Raw genomic sequence first — 24,403 nt, 5'->3', positions numbered from 1 at the left:
TCAAAAAGATTATTTTAACATCACATTTCGTTACACAGTACTACTTAAATTTACTAAATTATGTGCCGCTTACTATGCTTTGTAGTATAGACGGATTTAAACATTTTTTGCTCGTTTAGAATTGCCTCTGAGCACATTAAATCGATAAAAATTGTCACGTCTTGTAACAACTTCATTAATTAAGCCAAGAACTCACACGCATAATTTATTTTGCTTCGCATTTAATGATGAAAAAATATTCTTATCCATCATTAAATGCACGATACAAGGAGACGCTTTCCAACTATCCCAAATCAAAAACTAGCGCGCACACCGACAATGAAACCACGCATGGCTTGCGGGACGGTCTCTTTTAAAACCGAGGTCGCCAAACGGATATCTTGATTCAATAAATTTTTCACCTGTGCAAACCAGGTTAATTGCGCATTCATATATGGATGGGTATAAGTGACATTCAAATCAACTTTGGTAAATGACGGTGTCACAAAATGCTCAGATGCAGCGAGTCGGTCTTGACGTTGCGCATGCAAAATGCTGAGGGTATTGCGCCAGCCATCGTGACGATAGCCGAAATCCAAACCAATACGATTGGCTGGCTGCAAAGGCAAAATACCATGTTGATCCAGCTTACCGCGCGAGGTATCAGCGAATGTACGGAAAGAGAAACCTTCGCCCAACTGATTGTAAGCAAGCTCGGCTTCGCCACCGCGAATGGTCGCTGCGGCCTGCTTCCAAAAACGCTGAGTGAATTCTCCTTCAAGGTCATGCTCGCCTTCTTCATTGACCTGTAAACCATCGATTTCACCGTAGACGTAATTATCAACTTTATTGATAAACAGATTCACTTTGCCGTGCCATAAACCGCTAGTTTTTTGCAGTGCTAACTCTACATTTCTAGAATTCTCGGTTCTTAAATAGCGGTCCCCAATATCGAAAGTTTTAGTCGATTCGTGTGGGCCATCTGAATACAATTCTTCCGTGGTTGGGGCGCGTTGTGCGGACGACAAGCTACTCACCAAGGCATAACCATCACCTAAGGGCAACATGGCGCCCAGCGAAAAGGAATGCAAATTAAATTTGCGTTGCGGCAGCTGAAATTGTGCTTCAGGCTGGCGTTCTACATTTTCAAAACGAACACCACCACTCGCTATCACGGAACCAAAATTCTTCTGTTCAACCATGAATATCGCATTCGATGTCGAACGTGTAGTCGGAACCGTGTCAGCCCGTCCAGTGCTTGCAGCCAAAGCAGAGAAATTGGTATTTTCCGTTTGAATTCCAATGCTACCTTCCCAACCATGCCAATTGGCATGCGACAAAGTTGCGCGAGTTTCTAAAGCACGATTTTTAAAATTCGTCACCGGTGTACCATCGGGCATTTTCTCGGTATGTGCGTAGTCAGTCGCCCCCAACTTGAATTTAAACGCATCGAAAATCAAAAATGGTCGATACACCGCGGCGTCAATGTCATAACGGGTCTGTTGCAAATCAATAAATGAGCGCTCATCGGTAGGAATACCATAACTGTCTGACATATCTTGAATAGAAGCACCGACATGCCCCCAAGATTGAATCAAGGAGGCACCAAAACCGAGACTGCGTTCACGCGTAAAACTGGAAGGCAAGCGGTCTTTAATACCGGTACGTGCATACACATCAGCGTATCCGGGAATCTTGTAGTCATCGGTATTCCGATGATTGCCATCAAAATGCAAAGCAATATCATCGACGGAGCCATCGAGGAAAAAGGAGGCACTTTTTTCGGCATTGACACTGGCGTATTTAATTTCGGCTTCGCCATTTACTTGCTTACTGATGCTAGTCGGAATACGCCCATCGACCACATTCACCAAACCACCAATCGCACCGCTGCCATACAATAAAGCAGCAGGACCGCGCAGAATTTCGATTTGCTGCGAACTAGCCGTTTCACTCGCTACCGCATGATCATTCGACAAGCCTGAAACGTCGGCCACGGTCATACCATTTTGTAAAATCTTAACGCGCGGCCCTTCCAGCCCGCGAATAATCGGACGAGACGCGCCAGCGCCAAACCCCGATGCACTAACACCGAGTTCACTACCTAAGGTTTCACCCAATGAGCTACCAATTTTTGACCTGAGTTCGGAACCAGAAAGGACTTTGGTCGGACTCAAAATTTGCATAGTCTCATCTTTACCAAGTGGATTGGCAGAGACAGTAACGACGGTCGATTGAGTTTGAGCGTAAGAGCTAATTGGAGCGAAAGCGGCGCATATTGCGCACGCCAAAATACGGCGCTTTAAAGACATAATAAATCCTGAAATTGAATAGTTGAGTAAGCTCGCCAAAGCAACGCAATGGCAATGCATCAATACTTTTCATTCGCGTGACTTATTGCCCGATCAACTTAGAAAATGCGTTTAATCAGTCATTTTCAAATGCAGCGAACAATAAGGAATGAACTAAGCGATATTCAAAACAGGGGGAGCGCGTGATAGAAATGGCAGGCGCAAAGAAGCCAGCCAGATAATTTGATGTGAGCGATAAGATGACTCACTCGCAAGAAGTTTCGGTACGGTTAAAGCAAAACTGTGCTGTAAGCAATCGGTGATGCTGGCAGCATCGACCAGCAGACACGAATGCAAGCTATTTTCAGCTGTATTGGATAATTTCTGTATGCCGACATAGTGACTGCCATCGGATGCCAGCGACAATACTTCACCCGTGACGGTGCTGATATGCGACATACGATGGGCAAACCCTAACCATTGTGCGGACAATAGCACTAGCAACATAGCCCATAACAGGACCATGCCTTTCAAGCGTCTATTATTTAAGGACTGCACATGCATAGGGCTTAGGATTTCACTTATTCCGGATAACTTTATTCAGACCAAGATTTTGCAACAAAGTTGCATGACCCAGCCATAAAAAATGCGCAGTGGAATCTCTGCGCATTGGTCTACTTCAGCCAAATCAAACGGAAATTAATCTCCGTACAATTTTTGCTTTAATTCACGACGTTGCTGTGCTTCTAAAGAGAGTGTCGCGGTTGGTCGCGCCATCAAACGCGGCACGCCAATTGGCTCACCAGTCTCTTCGCACCAACCGTATTCGCCAGCATCAATGGAAGCAATGGATTGCTGTACTTTACGCAGCAATTTACGTTCACGATCACGCGTACGCAATTCTAAAGAATGCTCTTCTTCTATGGTAGCGCGATCTGCCGGATCTGGTACCAGTACGGTTTCACGTAAATGCTCCGTCGTTTCGTCAGCATTTTTAAGCAAATCTTTTTCAAGTTGTTGCAAACGGGCTTTGAAGAACGCCAGTTGCGCGTCATTCATATAGTCCTTCTCGCTCATCTTCACAATTTCTTCTTCGGTGAGCAGGGCTGCAGGTGCACTGACAGGTGCAGTTGATTTAGATGATTTAGTTGCCACTTCGCTTACTTTCGATACAACAGGTTGATATACGCAAGTTGGGATTAACGCTCTTCTTATTGGAGTGTTATAGCCCGACTTCCCCTCAAGGACAAGTATAGTATTTGCTTGTTCCGCATTCAAATCTATTAAATTGACACAAAAATAACATGGGTTTCAATTCAATAGGGCGCTAGTTTATACCAAACATTGCTCCAAACCTTGAATAAAAATCTCTTTCGGTAAATTTTTACCAATAAAGACCATTTTGCTTTCTCTCGTTTCATTTTCTAACCATTTCCCAGCTATGTCCGTCCCCATAATCTGGTGCACACCTTGGAAAATGACTTTACGATCGGCGTGTTCCATATACAACACTCCCTTATAGCGGAGCATGCGTGGGCCATAGACTTGTACCAATCCACCTAGAAAATAATCTAATTTTTCTGTATTGAAAGGACGATTAGTCTTATATACAAATGCCGCAATATCGTCACTATGATGGGCATGATGGTGATCTACGTGTTTATGATGGTGATGCTCATGACTACAATCTTCGTCACACGCATCATGTTGATGAACATGCTCATGTTCTTCGGCGGCCAGGAAATCTGGATCTAGCTCCAACTTGGCATTCAAATTGAAACCTTTGAGATCCAATACTTCTGCAATCGCGACCTTGCCGAAATCGACTGGGCAAATCGGCGCACGTGGGTTAATTTTTACCAAGCGCTGTTTCAACGCGGCTAACTCTTCCGCACTGACTAAATCAGCTTTTGAGACTAAGATCTTGTCAGCAAAACCTACCTGACGCTGAGCTTCTTCGTGCTCATCAAGCTGCGCCATGCCATGTTTGGCATCGACCACCGTCACGACAGCATCCAGCATGTAATGCAAACCAACTTCCTCATCAACAAAGAAGGTCTGTGCCACCGGACCAGGATTGGCTAAACCTGTGGTTTCGATAATGATGCGATCGAAGTGCAATTCACCCGCATTTTTTCTCTGCGTCAAAGTATTCAGTGCCACGATTAAGTCGCCACGCACGGTACAGCAAATACAGCCGTTGTTCATCTCAATGATTTGCTCATTGCTGTCTTGTACTAGGATCTCGTTATCTATATTTTCCTGACCGAATTCATTTTCGATCACAGCAATTTTATAACCGTGCTGCTCTTGCAAAACTCGATTGAGGAGCGTCGTTTTGCCAGCGCCAAGAAAGCCAGTCAATATCGTGGTAGGGATTAAAGCCATGATGTTCTATCGAAAATAAAAAAATTAAGTGTCATTGCAACGATCACACCAACCTTTGATGGTGACTTCGATGTCGTGACTTTGAAAACCTTTTAAGGCAGTTGAATCCAAGGTCGCCTGCAATTGGTCGCTAAGCGTATGGCTGGCCGCTGGCTGCTCCAAGCAAAAAACCTTGTTACAGCGAGTGCATTTAAAATGACCATGTTGATGCTGTACTGGGTTAATTTGTTGCGCAGCTTGTGTCGGCGCGCCAGGTTCACTGCCAGTGCTGAACCGGAATACCCGATCGTCACCCGTAATTTTATGCGCCAAGCCCGCATCCGCCAAACAATCGAGGCCACGATATAGCGTCACTCTGTCCATCGAGGGCAAAGCGTCTTGCATCTCGGTATGCGACATGGCCCGATGTTGGGTCAGCAATATACTCAAAACCTCCAGACGAGCCTGCGTGACGCGCACTTGCGCGGCACGTAGTTTCTGTTCCGCCACAGCAAAATTGGCACGATCTTGGGGCGCTGCTGATTTGGCTTGCTTGGGCTGAATGGGTGGCAAAGCTTGGTTTGACGGTAAATTATCCGACTGATTTTTCATTACACAGTTCAAGCAAAGAAAGCGCCATTATGCCGCAAAATGCAATTGAGTTGCATAAACAGTTTAAATTGGGATTCACTTTTTGCATAAGTCCTATGGCTATTTTTTTGCGCGCGGATGCGTGGCGTCATACACCTTCGCCAGATGCTGAAAATCCAAAGCGGTATACACCTGAGTGGCGGCAATCGAGCTGTGTCCCAACATTTCCTGCACCGCACGCAGATCGCCAGAGGATTGCAAAACATGGGTCGCAAATGAGTGGCGTAATACATGTGGATGCACATCGCTGGGAATACCCATAGTCTGGGCGTGCGCTTTCAACCTTAATTGCACAGAACGCACCGACATGCGCGCACCGCGTTCATTCAAAAATAGGGCACGCAACTCTAGTTTGACCAGACTACCGCGTACCGCCAGCCAATCTTGCAAAGCGGCTAAAGCAGGTTTACCCACAGGCACGATTCTTTGCTTATTGCCTTTACCGGTCACATGCACTTCGCCTTGACTGCTATCGACCCAAGCCAAACTGGTGTAACTGCCATCGCTGAAATCACGCAAATCTAGAGCGACCAATTCTGAAACACGCAAGCCGCTGGAATACAGTAATTCAAACATCGCCCGATTTGCCAAAGCGGTCGGCTGGTCGCTGCCATGATGTGCCACCAAATGCACGGCATCATCTGCGCCCAAGGCTTTCGGCAAAGTTTTGGCCTTTTTGGGTGCTTTCACGCCTTCTACCGGATTGGCGGGCATGTCAATTTGTTCCGCCAGCCAACTATAAAACCCACGCCAGCTCGATAGCTTGCGGGCAATGCTGCGCGGATTGAGTTGCTTGGAATGAAGTTGTGAAGTAAGCCTACGGACATCAAAATAAGTCAGGCTAGACAAGGCGCGCGCTTGGGCAAAATCGGCTAATTCGCTCAAATCCAGCGCATAGCTACTCAGCGTGTGGGGAGATAATTGACGTTGTACACGCAGTACGTCCAGATAGCGACTAATCTGGGTGGCATTGTCCTGCGTGCTCATGGGTTCAACAATCAATCATGCAACTTAAGGCAGCGCTCGCGGTATCGGCAATTTTTGTCAAAAAATCGGTCGCCATCTCTTTAGTGAAGCGGCTAGCGTCAGGCGAACCTAAGATCAAGAGTCCAAAGGTCACATCGTCTTCAGCCAAACGCAACGGCAGCATCGCCACTGACGTAATTGCATCATCTGACTCCAACCAGGCTGCGGCTTCAAAATCATGATTTTGACCGCAATAAGGTTTGCTCAAGCCTTTGGCAAATAACTGCACATCTTCACTGGCGGGCACTGCGAACCAGGTATGTTGTACGTCTTCCGTCACGCCCCATAAGCGCAAAGTCGCATGCGGCAAGTTGAATATATCTTGCATGCTTTTAGTCAGTATGTAGGGCAAATCAACGTCATTGCGTGCTAGCAGCAAACCACGGGTCCAGGTTTGAAACTTATCGCTGATGGCGTCATTCTCCTGCGCCACGCGCATCAAATCGGATAGACGTAACTCCAGGACTTTGAGCTTTTCACGGACGATTTCCATCTGCCGTTCTTGCAGCGAAATCGAACGTCCCATAACAGGACTGGTGAGCTTAATCTTCGCCAACAATTCGGCATGTTCTTCAAAAAAGTGCGGGTGTTGGACTAAATAATCTGCGATATCGTTGGTATTCATTTGTTTTACTATTTTTAGATTCTGTATAGGTTGAAAGGCCAGGTGCAAAGCAAACATCCACACGCTTAGCAAATTGTCAGAGCACCATTTTAAATATCAATTTCACCCTCAAACACGCTCACAGCTGGGCCGCTGAGAAATACTGGCTGAGCCTCGCCAGCCCAGGCAATTTGCAAATCGCCCCCATGCATTTTGACCTCGACCGGTGACTGCAATAGGCCACGGTGTATGCCCGCAACTACTGCCGCACAAGCGCCGGTGCCACAGGCCAATGTCTCGCCAGCACCACGTTCGTACACACGCAATTGCACATGGTGCTCATCATTGATTTGCATAAATCCGGCATTGACTCGTTTTTCAAAACGCGGATGCAACTCAATTTGCGGACCTTCGATTAATACTGGATATTGTTCTACATCGCTTACGACTTGCACGGCATGGGGATTGCCCATAGAAACACAGCTAATTTGCGCCGCAGATTCCGCCAGCGGTAAAGCCCAGATGGTCGCGGCCCCTTCTTGTCGGGCATTTAGATCTTGCGTCTGAAATGCCGATGCTGACGGATCAAAATCCGGCACACCCATATTCACTGTAATCCGACCATCTACCCCAATTTCTGGCTCAATCACGCCGGACATGGTCTGCACACGGATTTTAGACTTAGTGGTTAAACCTTTATCAATTACAAAGCGGACAAAAGCACGCGAGCCATTACCGCATTGCTCAACTTCGCCACCATCAGCATTGAAGATACGATAACGAAAATCGATATCAGCGACAGGCGCTGCTTCGACCACTAAGATTTGATCGGCACCAATGCCAAAGCGGCGGTCTGCCAAGGCGCGCCATTGCGCCGGACTAAAGTCTATGTGTTGGTTGATAGCGTCTATGACAACAAAATCATTGCCCGCGCCATGCATCTTGGTAAATTTAAGTTTCATGCTCAGATTATAGCGCGATCAAGGCGTGAAAGACGTGTAAAAACCTCAGCAGCTAGGACGATCACATGAAGAAAAAAGTAAAAACCACTCAACACAGAGACACTAAGAAAAGCGAGAAGGTACAAAGAGGGAAATCAAAAAAATCACTTTCCCCCATCGTTCTGTCAATCTAGTTATTCTCATTAAGTGGATGGTCTTGCCATTGCGATGCACAGCCATAAACAGAAAACGATGGATATGGTGCCACTACGGGAGTCAAACAGAATCAAACTAAATCAAACGGAATCAAACCGATTTATACACACCACAACCTAAAACGATATCCTCACTAATTCTTTCCAGATACGAGGTTTTCCATTCGACACGATTTAGCAAAGGATTTTCAATCGCATAATCGACCCAGCCACCTTTCGCGGGCAAATCGAAGGCGTCCGCGACCAGCTTTTTGCCATCTAAACCGGGTACATTGAATAGATTTACCGACAATTTGCTGCGATTACCTGCAAAAGCGCGATATTGGCCGTGTCGGTCGAAGGCAAAGACATACATGTCGCGGTCAGCAAAGGCTTTGCCTGCATCCACAGTAATCAGCTCCAACACGCTCATGCCACGTAGCTTAAATAAGGCCATCGCTTTTTTGACCAAGACATGCGCCTCATCCGCCGTCCCTTGACGCAAGCGAAAGGCCGACACGACCGCAGTCAACTTAGCGGCACGAGCTTCCAACTCAGTCGAAGCGGATTTTGCCTGCTCCGCCATTTCCGTATTGCTCTTAGTAATGTCGTCTAATTCTTGCACCGCCTGTGTGATCTGCGACAAACTCTCACTTTGCTCACTGGAGGCGGTAGCGATCGCCTTAATATCGCCCGCAAGATGGCGTATGCCATCGACGATATCACTCAAGGTGACGTTCACCTGATGAATCTGTTCAACACCGGTTCCTACTCTTTGCACCGAGTCATCAATCAAGTACCGGATTTGTCGCGCAGACTCGGCGGTGCGCTGCGCCAGACCACGGACTTCGTTGGCAACCACCGCAAAACCCCGGCCTTGCTCACCCGCATGCGCCGCCTCTACTGCCGCATTTAAAGCGAGGATATCAGTTTGAAAAGCGATCTTATCGATCATGCTGACAATTTCATGCACTTTCAATGCACTATTCTGTATACCTTGCATGGTATCGACAGCGGCTCGCATGGTTTCATTACCGGTTTCTGCGATTAGACGTACATTTGACGCCAAATTGTCTACCGATTTTGCTTTCACCGCATTGTCTTGGACAGTCAGATTCAAACTATCTACGCGTTGCGAGGTATTCAACAGACTGGCCGCTTGTTGCTCAGTACGTTGTGCCATATCACGAATACCACCCGACAATTCCTCACCCAATTCGGCCACCATACTGGCATTGGTGCGCACATTGGCGACCAGGGCAGACAAATTAAAATTGGCTTTATCCATTGCCTGCATGGTCTGCGCCAGATCGTCGCGACCATGAATTTTTAGTTCCTTTGTCAGATCACCAGACGCCACCGCTTGCGTCGCATCCTTCAAATCACCAACGGCGCGCAATAAATGTAAGTAGAAGCACCAGACCAAATACAAATGAAGAAGTAACACCAAACTCGTGGATAAAACGACGCTAGTCGCCATACGATTATTATGCTGAACCTCGGCCTCAAGCTTAGCTATTTGATCGACTTGCGCTGTCCTTAAGGTCTGTACTGCCGAAGCTGCGGTTTGAGCCTGACTGCGATAATGATTAAATAATAGTCCGCCAAACACCACGAGGAGTATCAGTACGCCTACCAGCATCGCCATCAATTTTGATGCCAAGCCAAGACGGCTCATGAGCAGAAAACCAAGCCGCATCAGGCGTGGTGAGAATTGATTCGAGCTAGGTCTCATATCGTCTGGTCTCCCTGTTTTCCAAATTGGAAATGGCAATTCATTCTCGCAGATTTTTCTTGGCTATTCAAAAGATTAAGATTTTTTAATGCATGAAATTTGATTTATGCCAATCTAGGGTCTATTGCTTTTTAAACCAGTACACTTCACGCAATTGTCAGCCATACTGTACCGGTCTTTTTGAAGGTGACTGTGCATGGGGAGGCATAATGACGCGTGGTACTGTGCTGCCCTTGCAAAGTATAGGTGTCCTTGAGAAAACCTATGCTCGTTTTTTAAGCATTCGGCGTATGATGTAATCACAAGTTCGCATCATCCTTTGAATGTCTCAGGCAACACTAGCCCAATAAAATAAACATGGAGGCAGCATGAACTCACCTAGTAATAAGGCAGAGCAAAATTCATTAGTTGATGCAAGTGGTGACGCATCAATCAACACGAATATTTCCCTAGACGATAAATACACATTGGAACGTGGCCGCGCCTTTATGACCGGTACTCAGGCCTTGATACGTCTGACCATGTTGCAACGCCAGGCAGATGAAAAAGCCGGTTTAAATACCGCTGGTTTTCTGACTGGCTATCGCGGCTCACCACTGGGTGCTGTCGATACCACAGCGGCCAAGGCGAAAAAACATCTGGCGAAATACCACGTCACTTTTCACCCCGGCGTGAACGAAGACTTAGCCGCGACCTCGGTTTGGGGCACGCAACAAGTCAATCTGTTCCCGGGCGCAAAATACGACGGCGTTTTCGGCGTCTGGTACGGCAAGGGCCCAGGCGTAGATCGTTGCGGCGACGTATTCAAACATGCGAATCTGGCGGGCACCTCACCTCACGGAGGTGTCTTAGTCATCGCGGGTGACGATCATGCGGCCAAATCATCTACGGCCGCGCATCAAAGTGAACATATTTTGAAAGCCTGCGGTATTCCTGTCTTATACCCAGCAACCGTACAAGAATACCTAGACTACGGCCTGCACGGTATCGCCATGTCGCGCTATACCGGCCTGTGGGTTTCTATGAAATGCGTGACCGACATCGTAGAATCCGGCTGCGTAGTGGACATCGATCCTGATCGCGTGAAGCCTGTTATACCTACCGACTTCACATTGCCTGCTGACGGCGTGCATATCCGCACACCCGATCCCGTGCTGGCGCAAGAAACGCGCATGAATAACTACAAATGGTATGCCGCATTAGCCTATGCGCGTGCCAATAAACTCAATCAAATCATCTGGGATAGCCCAGCTGCCAAAATCGGTATTATCACCGCTGGCAAATCCTACCTAGATACACGCCAAGCCTTAGCGGATTTGGGCATTGATGAACAAGTTGCCAAAGACATCGGCATCCGTTTATACAAAATCGGTATGACCTGGCCTTTAGAATCTGACGGTGTGCGTGAATTCGCGACTGGCTTGGAGGAAATTCTAGTCGTTGAAGAAAAACGTCAGATTCTCGAATACGCTTTAAAAGAAGAGCTGTATCACTGGGAAGAAAAAGTCCGTCCACGCGTAGTCGGTAAATTCGACGACACCGGCGAATGGACCAATATCAAAGGCAGCGGGCATGGCGAATGGCTATTACCGGCGACTTACGAACTGAGCCCAGCCCAAATAGCCCGCGCGATTGCATCCCGTATCAGTCGCTATTTCGCCGGACATCCAGTTGAGCAACAAGTTAAAGAGCGTGTCGCTTATTTAGAGGCGAAAGAAGCGGCATTAAATTCTGTATCCAAACCCGACGCGAACAAAGATCGTATTCCGCATTTCTGTTCAGGCTGTCCGCACAATACGTCCACCAAAGTACCCGAAGGTAGCCGCGCCTTAGCGGGTATCGGCTGTCACTATATGGTGACCTGGATGGACAGAGAATCAACTACCTTCACGCACATGGGCGGTGAAGGTGTAACTTGGGTCGGTGCTGCACCGTTCACGACCGAGCAGCATGTGTTCTCCAATCTGGGTGACGGTACTTACTATCACTCTGGTTTGTTAGCAATTCGCGCCGCGGTCTCCGGCCACGTGAATATGACGTACAAGATACTGTTTAACGACGCCGTCGCCATGACGGGTGGTCAGGAATTTGATGGCCCACTTGATCCGGGCATGATTTCACGCCAGATCGCAGCCGAAGGTGTGACACCGATTATCGTAGTCACTGACGAACCCGAAAAATATCCAGCAGGCTATCCGTGGGCCGAGGGCGTTACCGTACGCCACCGCAGTGAACTCGATGCGGTGCAACGCGAATTGCGCGAATGCAAAGGCGTTTCCGCCATGATCTACGACCAAACCTGTGCATCAGAAAAACGTCGCCGCCGGAAAAAAATCGGCAAGGACGGCAAGCCAGGTTTCCCTGATCCTGCCAAACGCGCCGTTATCAACGAAGCGGTCTGCGAAGGTTGTGGCGATTGCAGTGTGCAATCTAATTGCTTGTCGGTAGAGCCTTTGGAAACCGAATTTGGTCGCAAGCGTCAGATTAATCAATCTTCATGCAATAAGGATTATTCCTGCGTGAATGGTTTCTGCCCTAGCTTTGTCACCGTTGAAGGCGGCAAATTGAAGAAGCCTGCCAAAGCGAAAATCGAAGCAGGCGGTGCTTTTGACGTGACGAGTTTACCAGCGCCAGTATTACCAAGTACGACAACACCGTACGGCGTCATCGTCACTGGCGTCGGCGGTACTGGCGTCATCACCATCGGCCAAATCATGGCTATGGCTGCGCATCTGCAAGGTAAATCCTGCTCGGTGCTCGACATGACAGGTTTGGCGCAAAAAGGCGGCGCGGTGATGTCACACGTGCGTTTGGCGGACAAGGCTGAAGACATACAATCAACCCGTGTTGGTACCGGCATGGCGGATTTGGTCATCGGTTGCGATTTGATCGTCACCGCGGGCAAAGATGCCGTGTCTCGTATGGGCGAAGGCCGCACCCAAGGCGCGATCAATGCCAGCAGCAGCCCGACCGCGACTTTCATCAAGAATCCAAACTGGCAATTCCCGGCGGGTTCTGCCGAAGCAGAAATCCGTAAAGCCTGCGGCAACGACCGAGTTGATATGGTGGACGCAACTACTATCGCCACGGCATTGATGGGCGACAGTATCGCCGCCAATATGTTCATGCTCGGTTATTCATGGCAAAAAGGCTGGGTGCCTTTGTCTGAAGCGGCGCTGATGCGCGCCATAGAATTAAATGGCGTACAAATTGACTTCAACAAACAAGCCTTCAACTGGGGGCGCGTTGCAGCCAATGATTTAGCCGCCGTACAACGCTTGACTACACCGGCCACCGTCATCGAATTAAAACGCGCACCAAGTTTGGAAGACACGATTGCCAAACGCGTGGCATTTTTGACGGACTACCAAAACGCTGCCTATGCACAAACCTATAGCGATTTTGTCGCTCAGGTCAAAGCAGCCGAAAACAAAGTGGTCGATGGTAAAGCCTTACGTCTGACCGAAGCCGTCGCTAAGTATTTGTTTAAGCTAATGGCCTACAAGGACGAGTATGAAGTCGCCCGCCTGTACACCGATGGCAAATTCCAAAAGAAAATTGCCGACATGTTTGAAGGCGACTACGCCATCAACTTCCACTTAGCGCCACCACTATTTGCCAAGCGTGATGACAAAGGTCACTTGATCAAGCAGCAATTTGGCCCATGGATGATGAAGGCATTTGGCTTGTTAGCCAGCTTCAAGTCTCTGCGCGGCGGTACTTTCGACATCTTCGGTTATACCGAAGAACGTCGCATGGAACGCGCTTTGCCAGTTGAGTACAAACAAACCATCAGCCAGTTGTTAGCGCAATTGAACGCAGATAATTTAGCTACGCTGGTCGCTATCGCCAGCATCCCTGAAGATATCCGCGGCTATGGCCATGTGAAAGAACGTCACTTCAAAGCAGCGAAGGAAAAAGAAGCGAAGTTGTTGGCAGAGTTCAAAATGGCAAAAGCAAAACAAGCTGCCTAAGCAAGTAAATATCATTTAAGCAAATAACCCCCTCCTCTTTATCCTTGCTGGGGGGGTTACTCTGCCCCTCCTCCTTAATTAGGACTTACGCAAAACAGACTCTGGCGTCGTTGGATTCGCCTCGCCGCACAATTGTACTGTCTTCGGCTCTCCGCCTAGCCAGCGCAATTTTGCGTAAGTCCTATTAATTCTTCATCGTACCGGTTTTTCAACAATTTTCTCTTCAGCTCAATAAGCTAAGATTGACTCATGCTTGAGCAGCCCTAGGATCGTTTGAACAACAGAACAAAGCCAACTTTGCGCCAGCACGCGACAAACCGCACAGAAAACATGAAACAACTAGACGGCAAGTGCCCCAAAGGAATATTCTTTCACTATTCCCTCTGATGTCTATTCTTATTCGGTATGCAGCTTGCTTAATGAGTAAGCAATTGGGCAAATTGTTGAACAAATGCTCAATTCAGCGACAAGGCTTGCCAAACAAATCATCAATAGACAAAATATCACGCCAACTATGGCGAAGATCAGCGTCATTTTTTAAAGAATTTTTTAGGAGTTGGTTATGGGCAAGGACGAAAACGGTGTCGTATATGGAACCGAAGACCTGTTGACGGGTTTATGCAATTCGGTCACACGCGTATTACACGTAGCGACGCAAACGAAAATCCACTATTCCGCGATGGTACAGCGCATTACCAAAATTGGCCTGAAGCCGGACATAGGCTGCTTCGTCTTATTTGACGGCGGTTTCTCGGGCTTGGTGGTATTAAATTTCTCTGGTTCTGCCGCGCTGGAAATCTACGAGAAATACATGCTCAGCATGGGTATGCCAAAATCCGAGCTCGCCTCCGCCTTCACTTCTGATGAAGTCTCAAATATTTTGGGTGAACTGATGAATCAGATCGTCGGCGACTTCACAGGCAAAATCCGCCGCGAGCTGCAAACCAACATCACGCAAAATCAACCTAAAATGCTGGTGCTCAACAAGCAAGTTATGCTCAGCGTGGACACCCCACTGGATCGCCCAGAAATCCGCCGCGTCTCCTTCTTCACCGAAAGTAACAACATCTTCTACCTCGAACTGGCCATAGACCGCACCGAATTCATCAAACTGCATGACTTCGATACTAGCGAAGTGTTAGATCCCGACGCACTTCTGGACATGGAACAGGCAGATCAGGCCAAGGGCGCGCCTGCACCAGCTGCTCCTCCTGCTGGCGATGATGATAGCGATGAACTATTGCGATCTTTGGGGATGTAAGACGTAGGCGCTAATGCACTTTTACCGGATAAAAGCCCGACATTCAGTTGGGCTTTTTTTATGTCAAACGGATTACAATGAGGCCTCTACACAACCGTAGCGAGCGGTCGAAGTTTGAGCCGAAAAGCGCATCTGTGCTAGGGCCTGTTGACCCAGCGCACAGCGACGCATTTGCAAATAGCAGACTCAAAATTCGGTCGCGCAATAGGATGTGCTGAAGTCTCTAAATTGCCTGGCCTATTTCACTAACTCCTTCACGCAACTAATCCCATGCGAATTGTTTACATCGTACTTGTATTGAGTCTCACACTATTGTATGGAGCCATATCCAAAGCACAAACGACTGGAAACGCATCGACCCGGCTCGAACAAATCCAAACCCGTAACACTCTGCGCGTTGGCACTACCGGCGACTACAAACCTTTCAGTTACCGCACTAATGCGAATAGTCCCTACATAGGCTTTGATATAGAAATGGCGCAGGCTTTGGCGAATGAACTTGGAGTGAAGTTAGAACTGGTACCGACCTCCTGGCCTACCCTGATGAGTGATCTGACGCAGGATCGTTTTGATGTAGCCATGAGTGGGGTGTCGATCTCAGTTGCGCGCCAGAAATTGGCGATGTTCTCAGTCGCCTATTTGCAAGATGGGAAGACACCGATAACTTTGTGCATGAATCAAGCGCGTTTTCAAAGCTTGGCGCAGATCGATCAGCCAGATGTGCGGGTGGTGGTAAATCCGGGTGGCACCAATGAGACTTTTGCGCGGGCAAATTTGCAGCGAGCGCAGATTATTGTTTATCCCGATAACAATCACATCTTCGATCAGATCGTCGAGGGTAAAGTGGATTTAATGATCACCGATGCGGTCGAAGCACGTTTGCAACAGCAACTCAAAACTAACTTGTGTGCTGTGCATCCCGAGGCGCCGTTTAACGTATCGGAAAAAGCCTATCTGCTACCGCAAGACGCGGTATGGAAAGCCTACGTTGATCGTTGGTTGCAGTCTTACTTAGGGCAAAGCAAACTCACTGACAAGCTAGAAAAATGGTTGCGCCATCCATGGCCGCAAGCAAGCCCGAGTGCGATACAAGTTAATGAACTACGTGATCTGATGGCGCGACGTCTGTCCATGATGGAAGATGTGGCACGACATAAATGGAATCAACAAAGTGCGATTGAAGATCTTCCACGAGAACAAAAAATTATCGCGTCTTTGCAGCAACAAGCTTTATCCCTAGGCATACCAGCGACATGGGCGGAGCATTTCTTCCGTGCCCAAATTGAAGCGGCTAAACAAATTCAGCGCGAACACTTTGTGCGCTGGCAATCTCAGCACCAAGGCAAGTTCGATCATGTGCCAAACTTAGATGCCGTGATTCGCCCACAATTAGATCAACTCACCACACAAATTTTGCGACAATTGGCTTTGACTTGGCCAGCTCTAGTCGATGCTCATGAACAGCCAAGAATTGCCCAAGCTATGCAGAAATTAAACGACACAAAATTAAGTACAGATGCAGTGACTCTAGCGATCAAGCCCTTAATTGATGGCAGTGCGTTTTAAATCAATTGCTTAAGGTTTCAGCTCAAAATCAAACTCCGCGATCACTTCCAAAAAAATCTGCAAAGCTGGATTTGCGTCACCCTCGCGCCAGAGTGCTAAGAGATCGGAGGTCGGTGGAATTTTGATGAAATGGACTTCGTGCTTCAAATGGTGTGAGTAAGAGATCGGCATGATAGAGATGCCTAAGCCTTTGGCGACCAGACCCAATAAGGCGACGCCAAAATCAGATTCGACATGAATGATAGGATCGAAGCCCGCTTCTTGAAAAATTGCACGCAATTGTGAAGCATGTTCACTTTTACCCGCCAGTGCAGGTAACACAAATTCTTCGCCTTTGAGTTTGTATAGGTCCTGCAGTTTGAGTTCGCGTTTGTTGGCAAAACGGTGATCAGCAGGCACTACCAGCGCAAAATTTTCTGTCATCAGATGACTCGATGTTAAATCTTTAGCTTTTGCCGATTCACGATTAAAAGCGATATCGATGCGATGCGCCAACAAGAATGGATCAACATCATTGGCATCAACTTCTATCATTTGCGCCACGATATGGGGATGCTTTTGATGTAAGGCCAGCAGCAGATCGGGTAATACTGAAAAGGTAATTGAGGCCGGAAATCCTATGCGTATCGCGCCGACTTCTCCTGACGCGATCAGACTGGCGCGGCGTGTCACGCTCTCATAGTCGGCTAGCAGTTTGGCATATTGATCGCGTAAAAATTCACCGGCTGGGGTGAGTTTGACATTGCGCTTATCACGTTCAAACAAATCAAAACCGAGCTCCTGCTCCATGCTCTTGATATGCCGGCTCAGCGCCGATTGAGTGATGAAGACTTTTTCGGAGGTTTTCCAAAAATGTAATTCATCGGCCAAGGCTAGAAAGTATTGGATTTGTTGAAGGTTCATCGCTGCGCTGCCCGCCAAATTTGATTAATTAACTCATTTTTCGCATTAATTAACTCGAATTTAGCATTTTTACGCATTAAACAGAAGCGTAAATTACGTCTTCGACGGCGACACAAATTACTGCCGAATCTGGAATAGAGGAATGAGTATGGAAACACATCAGACAACACAAGATAAATACTTGAATAGCTTAGGCTGGGGCGGTGGGATAGTGTGCTTGATTGCTTATGGCCTAAATACGCAACAACTCTTAGCCAGCACTTCTCTGCCATTTTTGTTGATGAATGTAGTTGGGTGTTGCTGCCTGATTTATTACACCTATAAAAAACAAGCGTTTGCGAATACGTTTTTGAATGGCGTTTATTTATTCATGACGGTACTGGCGCTTGTTGCACGAACGTAGTTAGGTGAATTGAATTAAGTGAACTGAATTGAGCAATTTGAGATGAGAGAAAAAGACATGATTACTTTAAAACGCAGCGATTCAAACAATACCGACTTTCAACAACTGGTGGTAGAGCTAGATCGCTATCTGGCCATCACGGATGGTGATGAACATGCGTTTTACGCTCAATATAACAAATCGGATGGCTTGAAATATGTAGTCGTGGCTTACGATGGCGATACAGCTATTGGCTGCGGTGCGCTCAAGAATTATACGGCCGAGGTGATGGAAGTAAAGCGTATGTATGTCGCGCCAAGTGCGCGTGGGCAAGGCGTCGCCTCGACTATATTGAAGGAATTAGAAAATTGGGCGGCACAATTAGGCCACAAAAAATGCCTGCTTGAGACTGGTGTCAAACAATTAGAAGCGATACGCCTATATCAAAGAAGTGGCTACCACATTATCCCCAATTATGGTCAATATGAAGGCGTGACAAACAGTGTTTGCTTTGAAAAAAAACTAGCCAACATGGCGCATGAGAAGAGCGCCGGGATTCAAATACGCTTCGCCAGTGCGGATGATGCTGAGCTACTCGCGCTGCTCGGTAAAGAAACTTTTCACGATGCGTTTTCTGTGTATCCGCAAATGCCCGCTGACGATCTCGCCAGCTATTTGAAAGCAGAGTTTACAGTCTCCAACTTGGCTGCCCAATTAGCCGATGAGCAGGCTTTTTTTCTGTTAGCAGAACACGCAGGCCTGGCGGTCGGTTATGCGAAAATGGAAGTCCATCAAAGTACGACCGGTGTGCAACTGAATAATCCTATCAAACTCAGACGACTGTATTGCAAGCAAGACTATTTAGGGTTAGGGGTCGGTGCCAGCTTGATGGAAAGATGCGTGCTGGAAGCGGCAAGCAGAAAACACGATGGCATTTATCTCACGGTATGGGAGCACAATCAACGAGCGCAGCGCTTTTATGAAAAATGGTCATATGAACCGTGCGCCTTGATTGATATAGTTCTGGGACAGGCAAGTTTACGCGATGTGGTCATGCAGAAACGCATTACGTCTGTTTGTTAACACCCTCTTCTAGTTATCATCGCAATCAATTAAAATCCATTGCAATGATAGCTAAAGGAGGATCCGCATGGACATGAAACGCATCAACGCAGGCAAACTGCGCGCTATCGGTTATGACGTCAGCGAGCGTCGGCTGCGGGTGGAGCTAGATGACGGCACAGCGATAGACTATACCGGCGTCGGACAAGAAGTATGGCGGCGCTTGTCGACGGCTTCTTCCAGTACCGCCTGGAGTTTTTATCGCGACAATATCGAAGAAGAATTTCATGGTCAGCGTGGTGTAGCGCGCACTGCTTCTTCTATCAGCCGTTCAGCGCTGGAAGATTTATTTAAGCCTAGGGATGACAAAGATAGTATTTAGATTTCGCATTCATTTTCGCCGTGAACTTACTCAATTTGCTGCAGAGTATCGCAAATTATTGATGTCTGTCACGGATATTCACCCCGAATATCGGGTACCTTTCCTCCTTGTTACCCGCCTCCCGCGCTAGACCAATCCCATAGAAAAGCCATTTTTTGTACGCCAACGAACAAACGAGATCGACATTTCGGTGCATGCTGCCTTTTCATCATATTCAATAATGACAGGAGACAAGCATGGAAATTGACCCGAAAAGTGGTGTCCTTATTCAAATACGACAAGTCAGTGAGACGCAGTGGGAGGTGAACGAAACGGGTACTCAGACACCGCTCGCAAGCTTTAAGACGAGAGACAAGGCTTTCGATTATGCCACCGACATCTCTAAATCCAAGCCTGGCTCGCGCATAGAATTAGCCGTAGAGCCGAATGAAAAAACTGCCAAAGAAAACGCGAAAGAGACCTTGCTCGACGATGCATTGGAAATGAGTTTTCCTTCCAGCGATCCGATTTCGGTGAACTCCGGCATCACACGTATTGAGGTCGCGCCTGAAATGGTCGATGCCAATGTAGACCACCAAAATAGCCAAAGTATAGAACCAGCGAAAAAGGAAAAATAGAATCAAAGTCAATCAATATAGTCAGATCAATTGCTCAACAAATGATTCAATATTAAATCGCCGTCTTGATGGGTAACCTCAGCAATGCTTCCTTTAGTCGCAAACTGACGAATTCAATGACCGAGAGTTTCCCGTTTGACTAAGTACGCCGCATTCTTACGAACCATGCAAGCAGTAAGGCCACCAGTATCAATCCAGTCGCCACTGCGAATGTGACTCGCAAGCCGCCTATGGTGTCAGGTGTCGAAGTATGGCTCAGGCTACCAGCAGCAAAAAGGCTGCCCATCAATGAAGCACCGGTGATCAGGCCGAGATTGCGGGCTAGGTTGAGCATGCCAGCAATCAAGCCGCGCTGTGCAGTTGCGCTACTATTCATCACAGCCGCATTGTTAGCCGCTTGAAATAATGCGTAACCCGCAGTCATCAGCACTAGTGGCACGATATAAGCAATAAGGCCAAAACGGCCCGCCAGGATGCCTAAAGTCGCACTACCAAAGAGCATGACGACTAACCCGACGCCGCACATTTTTATTGCACCAAAACGATCAACCAAACGTCCAGCAGGCAGACCTGTGAGCGCCGCGACTATGGGACCTGATGACATCACTAAACCTATATGTGCCGTATCCAAATTAAAATTTCCCTCAAGATAAAATGGCCCAACGACCAGCGTCGCCATGACCACGGTAGTGACTAGGGCGCTCATGGCAAAACCGACGCTGAGCTCAGGCTGACTGAACAGACTCAGAGGAATTAGCGGTGCCGAGCTACGACTTTGCACACCCACAAACAGAACAAGTCCTATGCATGCCACAAGTAGCAAAACCGCATTTGGCCAATGAAAGCTGCCGCGCCACGAGCTCATCGCCAATGCGTAAGTTCCAAGGCCAAACACCAGCAATAGACTACCTAGGTAGTCAAATGCCACACCTGCTTGCCTTTCCGTCTGCTGGTCTGCGGGTAAGCAGCGATAGGCAAGCAGCCATATCAACAAACTGAATGGAATATTGATAACGAAAATCGCTTGCCAACCAAAGCCGCTAATCAAGAGTCCACCTAGCGTTGGTCCAAGCGCCGTGCCGACAGCTGACATACTGCCTAGCAATCCCATCGCACTGCCGGTTTTTTGTTTAGGTAGTGCTTCGCTGACCATCGCCATGGCAAGCGCCATCATGGTTGCAGCGCCGATACCTTGCAGAGCACGCGCTACGATTAAGAACCATAAATTGGAAGCGATAGCACACAGAGCGGAAGCGATGGTAAAGATTATCAACCCAGATAAAAGCAAACGGCGTCGCCCGATTAGATCACCCAAACGCCCTGCGCTGACGATCAATGTGGTGATCGCCAACAGATACGCGAGCACCACCCATTGCACCGCTTGCATACTGGCGTGAAAATGTTGCGCCAGGTTGGGTAAGCCGACATTGGCGATACTGGTGCTAAGAGATGACAGCAAGATACTGAAACTTAGCGTCGCTAATATGGCGTAGTTTTTGATGCTTTCAGAATTCATTTTTTAGTAGGTCTTGGTGTTTTTGTTGGATCAAGGATGGGCTACAGCAGAGGTCGCTTCTCCACCAACTGAATACACCTAGCTTACGCCGGACATTTACTTGGCGGAAGACGCAGCATTTGCACTTTATTCGTGCATGCCACGCTATAGTTCGAATAATCAGCGTTACAATCACTGCATGACGACACCCGATTTCAATTTACTGATCACACTCGATGCGGTACTAAGCGAAGGCAGTGTGGCGAAAGCTGCACGGCGTTTGCATTTGAGTCCTTCTGCGATGAGCAGGGCATTGGCGCGTTTGCGTAAAACGACGGGCGATCCTTTATTGGTACGCGCTGGTCGCGGTTTGGTGGCGACGCCAAGAGCGCTGGAATTGCGTGAACAAGTCAGTCAATTGGTGCAAGCCGCAGAAGTCGTATTGCGCCCTGCCCGCGCGCCAGATCTGGCACACTTACAACGCTCCTTTACTTTGCGCTGTAGTGAAGGTTTTGTTGAGAATTTTGGTGCGAGATTAATTCAGCGCGTGCAGGCACAAGCACCTGGTGTGCGCTTATGTTTCCTGCCCAAACCAGATAAAGACAGTCAATTACTACGCGAAGGCAAAGTTGATTTGGAAACGGGCGTCATCACCTCAAAGATGAGTCCTGAATTACGGACGCAGGCACTATTCAAAGATCGATTTATCGGTGTGATGCGCTTGGATCACCCTTTGCTGGTTCAGACTAACAGGGTGGCAAGAAAAATCACACTCAGGCGATATTTAGCCAGCCAGCACATCGGTATTTCGCGTAAAGGCATTGTCTCCGGTCCAGTTGATTCCTCCCTACAAGACCTAGGCATAGAGAGAGACATCTGCACCATCGTCGCTGGTTTTTCTACGGCGCTGGCGCTGGCACGCGCAAGCGACCTGATTGCAAGCGTACCTGAACGTCATACAGGTAATTTGCGCGATGGGATGCATAGCTTCGCCTTACCATTTTCTATGCCTGAGATCAGCGTCGCCTTAATTTGGCATCCACGCATGCAAGCTGATCCAGCACACCGTTGGTTGCGTGAATTGGTGTTGGCGACTTGCAAGCTGCCTTAAGACTAATGCCCTTCTTGCTTAGCCGCTCAATTTTTGTATAAAGCAAATTCGTCCTTGAATTCTGCACGCTGATCGTCCATATTGAGAGCAAGGAGGTTTACTTTCGTTTTTCAATTTTTCTTTGCGAAATTCTTCCCTTCTATCACCCACTTATCCACCCTCATTCATCATTAGTTAGCTCTAGCACTATCGCTGTAGTCCTCAGTATTTGCACTTTGTCTGATTTCTCAATAAAGCAATCGAAAGGATATTGTCATGGAACTTAGCAAACGCCAACTCGCTCCCACCCATTCTGCTACGCCGGTAGCGACACAATCAGAACCGATGCTGGATATGAATATGACGCCAATGATTGATGTCCTGCTGGTGCTAATCATCATGTTCATCATGACCTTACCTATCGCAAATAATGCGGTGACGCTAAATATGCCCAGCGCCTGCACTGGCGATTGTGCCAAGCCTCAAGTTGTGCGTGTCGATGTGGATTTTGATGGCACGCTGAGTTGGAACGGCGAGGTATTAGATCGTTCGCAGCTCGATAGTAAATTTGATGCCTTAGCGAAAATGGCGACACAAGCTGAAGTGCAATTGTTCGCACATAGACTGGCTGCGTATAAGAATGTCGCAGGGGTATTAGCATCGGCACAAACTCGTGGCATCAAATCTTTAGGTATTATCGGTAGCGAACAATTTATGCCTAAATAAAGTTTGAACTTTTAGTGGCATAAGACGAAGTAAGTGCCTCGATAGCGTGTTGCATCAGTATTACTACTAGAAGACCGCACGGTTTTTTTATACTAATCAATGACCTCATCAACATCGAGACCTCGGCACGAGCGTAGCGAGCGGTCGAAGTTTGAATTGAGCAGCACAGCGAGCACCGCAGCTTGTGCAGGGGCCTCGGCTCCTGAAGAGAAAAAATAGGCATGATATGATGGCCGCCGCTGTCCGATTTCTCCTTATTTTTTCGCGCTGAACTAAGGCGCTCACACTCACAGGAAAACATCATGCCTCAACTCAAACTTACTTATTTCGATTTCCATGGCGGCCGCGGCGAACCAGTTCGTCTAGCCTTAGCTTTAGGCGGTCTCGCGTTTGACGATCATCGTTTTAGCTATCCTGAATTTGCTGAGGTGCGCAAAAATACACCGTTTGCTCAGGTGCCAGTATTAGAAGTCGATGGTGTGCAAATTACCCAATGCGACTCTATATTGCGCTATGCAGGCAAGCTCGCAGGTCTGTATCCGAATGATGCCTATCAGGCGCTTTTATGTGACGAAGTCATGTATGTGGTGGAAGAAGCGGGCGTCAAACTCGGCCCCACTTTCCGCATGACGGGCGAAGAGCAAAAAGCAGCACGCCTGGCGCTGGTCAACGGTTCTATGCCGGTATATCTGGCCTGGTTGGAAAAACAATTGTTGGCGCACGGTGGTCAGTATTTCGCAGACAATCGTCTGACCGTTGCGGATTTAAAAGTATTTATCGACGTGCGTACTTTGAATTCGGGTCGTCTCGATCACGTACCGACAGACTTAGTAGAAAAAGTCGCCCCCGCATTGAATGCGCATATGAAACGCATCGCTGAATTGCCAGAAGTCGTCGCCTACTATGCGAAGTTTTCTGCGAAGTGAGCAATAAATAGCCGCACCGTTTCAATAGTCGCTTAAACCGAGATTTTCCATTAGGATTTGAGATGACGAGGGATGCATTTTTCGAGGCAGTTTTGGTGCGAATGAGGCGCCAATAGCGAGCTATTGGCAACGAAGAGCAACAAAAATGACCGAAAATGCGCCCTCGGCACTCAAATAGCGCCTTCGGCGCGCCTAATGGAATCTCGGTTAAAGCAAATGGAGCTAGAAAAA

21 protein-coding genes are annotated in these 24,403 nt (G+C 47.9%); 10 read left to right on the top strand and 11 right to left on the bottom strand.

The annotated features are described in order from the left end of the window. Window positions 1-293 precede the first annotated feature (293 nt). The 9 genes from AC1RR2_RS14000 to AC1RR2_RS13960 form a co-directional block, all read right to left on the bottom strand. Window positions 294-2,291, bottom strand: a complete 1,998-nt coding sequence (locus AC1RR2_RS14000; RefSeq protein ID WP_493222877.1) for a TonB-dependent receptor — start codon at window positions 2,289-2,291, stop codon at window positions 294-296. 153 nt (window positions 2,292-2,444) lie between these two features. Further along, a complete protein-coding gene (locus tag AC1RR2_RS13995; protein WP_493222876.1) occupies window positions 2,445-2,834 on the bottom strand; it encodes a hypothetical protein in 390 nt (129 codons plus the stop codon). A gap of 135 nt (window positions 2,835-2,969) precedes the next feature. Further along, window positions 2,970-3,374, bottom strand: a complete 405-nt coding sequence (gene dksA, locus AC1RR2_RS13990) for an RNA polymerase-binding protein DksA (RefSeq protein WP_493222938.1) — start codon at window positions 3,372-3,374, stop codon at window positions 2,970-2,972. 228 nt (window positions 3,375-3,602) lie between these two features. Continuing rightward, a complete protein-coding gene (locus AC1RR2_RS13985) occupies window positions 3,603-4,658 on the bottom strand; it encodes a CobW family GTP-binding protein (RefSeq protein WP_493222875.1) in 1,056 nt (351 codons plus the stop codon). 24 nt (window positions 4,659-4,682) lie between these two features. Continuing rightward, window positions 4,683-5,249 (bottom strand): Fur family transcriptional regulator, encoded by a 567-nt coding sequence (locus tag AC1RR2_RS13980; protein WP_493222874.1) that lies wholly within the window; start codon window positions 5,247-5,249, stop codon window positions 4,683-4,685. Window positions 5,250-5,348: 99 nt separating this feature from the next. Next, window positions 5,349-6,275 (bottom strand): tyrosine recombinase XerC, encoded by a 927-nt coding sequence (gene xerC, locus AC1RR2_RS13975; RefSeq protein ID WP_493222873.1) that lies wholly within the window; start codon window positions 6,273-6,275, stop codon window positions 5,349-5,351. 4 nt (window positions 6,276-6,279) lie between these two features. Next, on the bottom strand, window positions 6,280-6,951 hold the full coding sequence (locus AC1RR2_RS13970) for a DUF484 family protein (RefSeq protein ID WP_493222937.1): 672 nt from the start codon (window positions 6,949-6,951) through the stop codon (window positions 6,280-6,282). Between the two features lie 77 nt (window positions 6,952-7,028). Continuing rightward, entirely contained in the window at window positions 7,029-7,880 is an 852-nt protein-coding gene (gene dapF, locus AC1RR2_RS13965) for a diaminopimelate epimerase (protein ID WP_493222872.1), read from the bottom strand. A 285-nt stretch (window positions 7,881-8,165) separates the two neighbouring features. After that, window positions 8,166-9,788, bottom strand: a complete 1,623-nt coding sequence (locus tag AC1RR2_RS13960; RefSeq protein WP_493222871.1) for a methyl-accepting chemotaxis protein — start codon at window positions 9,786-9,788, stop codon at window positions 8,166-8,168. A gap of 368 nt (window positions 9,789-10,156) precedes the next feature. Between AC1RR2_RS13960 and AC1RR2_RS13955 the strand changes: the two genes are divergently transcribed. The 3 genes from AC1RR2_RS13955 (at window position 10,157) to aroQ (ending at window position 16,589) form a co-directional block, all read left to right on the top strand. Further along, a complete protein-coding gene (locus AC1RR2_RS13955; protein WP_493222870.1) occupies window positions 10,157-13,762 on the top strand; it encodes an indolepyruvate ferredoxin oxidoreductase family protein in 3,606 nt (1,201 codons plus the stop codon). A gap of 562 nt (window positions 13,763-14,324) precedes the next feature. After that, window positions 14,325-15,023, top strand: coding sequence for a DUF3334 family protein (locus tag AC1RR2_RS13950; RefSeq protein WP_493222869.1), 699 nt, complete (start codon window positions 14,325-14,327; stop codon window positions 15,021-15,023). Between the two features lie 297 nt (window positions 15,024-15,320). Then, window positions 15,321-16,589, top strand: coding sequence for a gamma subclass chorismate mutase AroQ (gene aroQ / locus AC1RR2_RS13945; protein WP_493222868.1), 1,269 nt, complete (start codon window positions 15,321-15,323; stop codon window positions 16,587-16,589). A 9-nt stretch (window positions 16,590-16,598) separates the two neighbouring features. Here the strand turns inward: aroQ and AC1RR2_RS13940 are convergent, their stop codons facing one another. Next, entirely contained in the window at window positions 16,599-17,492 is an 894-nt protein-coding gene (locus AC1RR2_RS13940) for a LysR family transcriptional regulator (protein ID WP_493222867.1), read from the bottom strand. A 148-nt stretch (window positions 17,493-17,640) separates the two neighbouring features. Here AC1RR2_RS13940 and AC1RR2_RS13935 point away from each other — a divergent pair, with 148 nt between their 5' ends. From AC1RR2_RS13935 to AC1RR2_RS13920, 4 genes are all read left to right on the top strand, one after another. Next, a complete protein-coding gene (locus AC1RR2_RS13935; RefSeq protein WP_493222866.1) occupies window positions 17,641-17,895 on the top strand; it encodes a CBU_0592 family membrane protein in 255 nt (84 codons plus the stop codon). A gap of 57 nt (window positions 17,896-17,952) precedes the next feature. Then, entirely contained in the window at window positions 17,953-18,957 is a 1,005-nt protein-coding gene (locus tag AC1RR2_RS13930) for a GNAT family N-acetyltransferase (RefSeq protein WP_493222865.1), read from the top strand. 67 nt (window positions 18,958-19,024) lie between these two features. Beyond that, window positions 19,025-19,318, top strand: a complete 294-nt coding sequence (locus AC1RR2_RS13925; RefSeq protein ID WP_493222864.1) for a KTSC domain-containing protein — start codon at window positions 19,025-19,027, stop codon at window positions 19,316-19,318. 236 nt (window positions 19,319-19,554) lie between these two features. After that, window positions 19,555-19,935 carry a DUF2188 domain-containing protein gene (locus AC1RR2_RS13920; protein ID WP_493222863.1) on the top strand — a complete coding sequence of 127 codons (381 nt, stop codon included), beginning with the start codon at window positions 19,555-19,557 and terminating at the stop codon, window positions 19,933-19,935. Window positions 19,936-20,074: 139 nt separating this feature from the next. On the opposite strand, the gene AC1RR2_RS13915 is transcribed toward AC1RR2_RS13920, so the two are convergent. Then, window positions 20,075-21,451: an MFS transporter gene (locus AC1RR2_RS13915; protein ID WP_493222862.1), complete on the bottom strand. Its 1,377-nt coding sequence runs from the start codon at window positions 21,449-21,451 to the stop codon at window positions 20,075-20,077. A 178-nt stretch (window positions 21,452-21,629) separates the two neighbouring features. Between AC1RR2_RS13915 and AC1RR2_RS13910 the strand changes: the two genes are divergently transcribed. The 3 genes from AC1RR2_RS13910 (at window position 21,630) to AC1RR2_RS13900 (ending at window position 24,172) form a co-directional block, all read left to right on the top strand. Then, window positions 21,630-22,541, top strand: a complete 912-nt coding sequence (locus AC1RR2_RS13910; RefSeq protein WP_493222936.1) for a LysR family transcriptional regulator — start codon at window positions 21,630-21,632, stop codon at window positions 22,539-22,541. 255 nt (window positions 22,542-22,796) lie between these two features. After that, window positions 22,797-23,246, top strand: coding sequence for an ExbD/TolR family protein (locus AC1RR2_RS13905; protein WP_493222861.1), 450 nt, complete (start codon window positions 22,797-22,799; stop codon window positions 23,244-23,246). Window positions 23,247-23,548: 302 nt separating this feature from the next. Continuing rightward, the gene (locus AC1RR2_RS13900; RefSeq protein WP_493222860.1) at window positions 23,549-24,172 is read left to right on the top strand and encodes a glutathione S-transferase; all 624 of its coding nucleotides are present in this window, start codon (window positions 23,549-23,551) and stop codon (window positions 24,170-24,172) included. Window positions 24,173-24,403 lie beyond the last annotated feature (231 nt).

Source organism: Undibacterium sp. GW821-FHT11H02 (assembly GCF_058808015.1).
The sequence above is the reverse complement of the archived record's forward strand: the minus strand, read 5'-3'. Positions and strand labels throughout refer to the sequence as shown.

Coding starts and splice junctions, on each gene's coding strand:
- AC1RR2_RS13910 (WP_493222936.1), top strand. CDS start 21,630: ATGACGACACCCGATTTCAATTTACTGATCACACTCGATGCGGTACTA.
- AC1RR2_RS13960 (WP_493222871.1), bottom strand. CDS start 9,788: ATGAGACCTAGCTCGAATCAATTCTCACCACGCCTGATGCGGCTTGGT.
- AC1RR2_RS13980 (WP_493222874.1), bottom strand. CDS start 5,249: ATGAAAAATCAGTCGGATAATTTACCGTCAAACCAAGCTTTGCCACCC.
- AC1RR2_RS13905 (WP_493222861.1), top strand. CDS start 22,797: ATGGAACTTAGCAAACGCCAACTCGCTCCCACCCATTCTGCTACGCCG.
- AC1RR2_RS13920 (WP_493222863.1), top strand. CDS start 19,555: ATGGAAATTGACCCGAAAAGTGGTGTCCTTATTCAAATACGACAAGTC.
- AC1RR2_RS13925 (WP_493222864.1), top strand. CDS start 19,025: ATGGACATGAAACGCATCAACGCAGGCAAACTGCGCGCTATCGGTTAT.
- dapF (WP_493222872.1), bottom strand. CDS start 7,880: ATGAAACTTAAATTTACCAAGATGCATGGCGCGGGCAATGATTTTGTT.
- AC1RR2_RS13900 (WP_493222860.1), top strand. CDS start 23,549: ATGCCTCAACTCAAACTTACTTATTTCGATTTCCATGGCGGCCGCGGC.
- AC1RR2_RS13985 (WP_493222875.1), bottom strand. CDS start 4,658: ATGGCTTTAATCCCTACCACGATATTGACTGGCTTTCTTGGCGCTGGC.
- AC1RR2_RS13995 (WP_493222876.1), bottom strand. CDS start 2,834: ATGCATGTGCAGTCCTTAAATAATAGACGCTTGAAAGGCATGGTCCTG.
- AC1RR2_RS13950 (WP_493222869.1), top strand. CDS start 14,325: ATGGGCAAGGACGAAAACGGTGTCGTATATGGAACCGAAGACCTGTTG.
- xerC (WP_493222873.1), bottom strand. CDS start 6,275: ATGAGCACGCAGGACAATGCCACCCAGATTAGTCGCTATCTGGACGTA.
- AC1RR2_RS13955 (WP_493222870.1), top strand. CDS start 10,157: ATGAACTCACCTAGTAATAAGGCAGAGCAAAATTCATTAGTTGATGCA.
- AC1RR2_RS13940 (WP_493222867.1), bottom strand. CDS start 17,492: ATGAACCTTCAACAAATCCAATACTTTCTAGCCTTGGCCGATGAATTA.
- AC1RR2_RS13930 (WP_493222865.1), top strand. CDS start 17,953: ATGATTACTTTAAAACGCAGCGATTCAAACAATACCGACTTTCAACAA.
- AC1RR2_RS14000 (WP_493222877.1), bottom strand. CDS start 2,291: ATGTCTTTAAAGCGCCGTATTTTGGCGTGCGCAATATGCGCCGCTTTC.
- AC1RR2_RS13935 (WP_493222866.1), top strand. CDS start 17,641: ATGGAAACACATCAGACAACACAAGATAAATACTTGAATAGCTTAGGC.
- AC1RR2_RS13915 (WP_493222862.1), bottom strand. CDS start 21,451: ATGAATTCTGAAAGCATCAAAAACTACGCCATATTAGCGACGCTAAGT.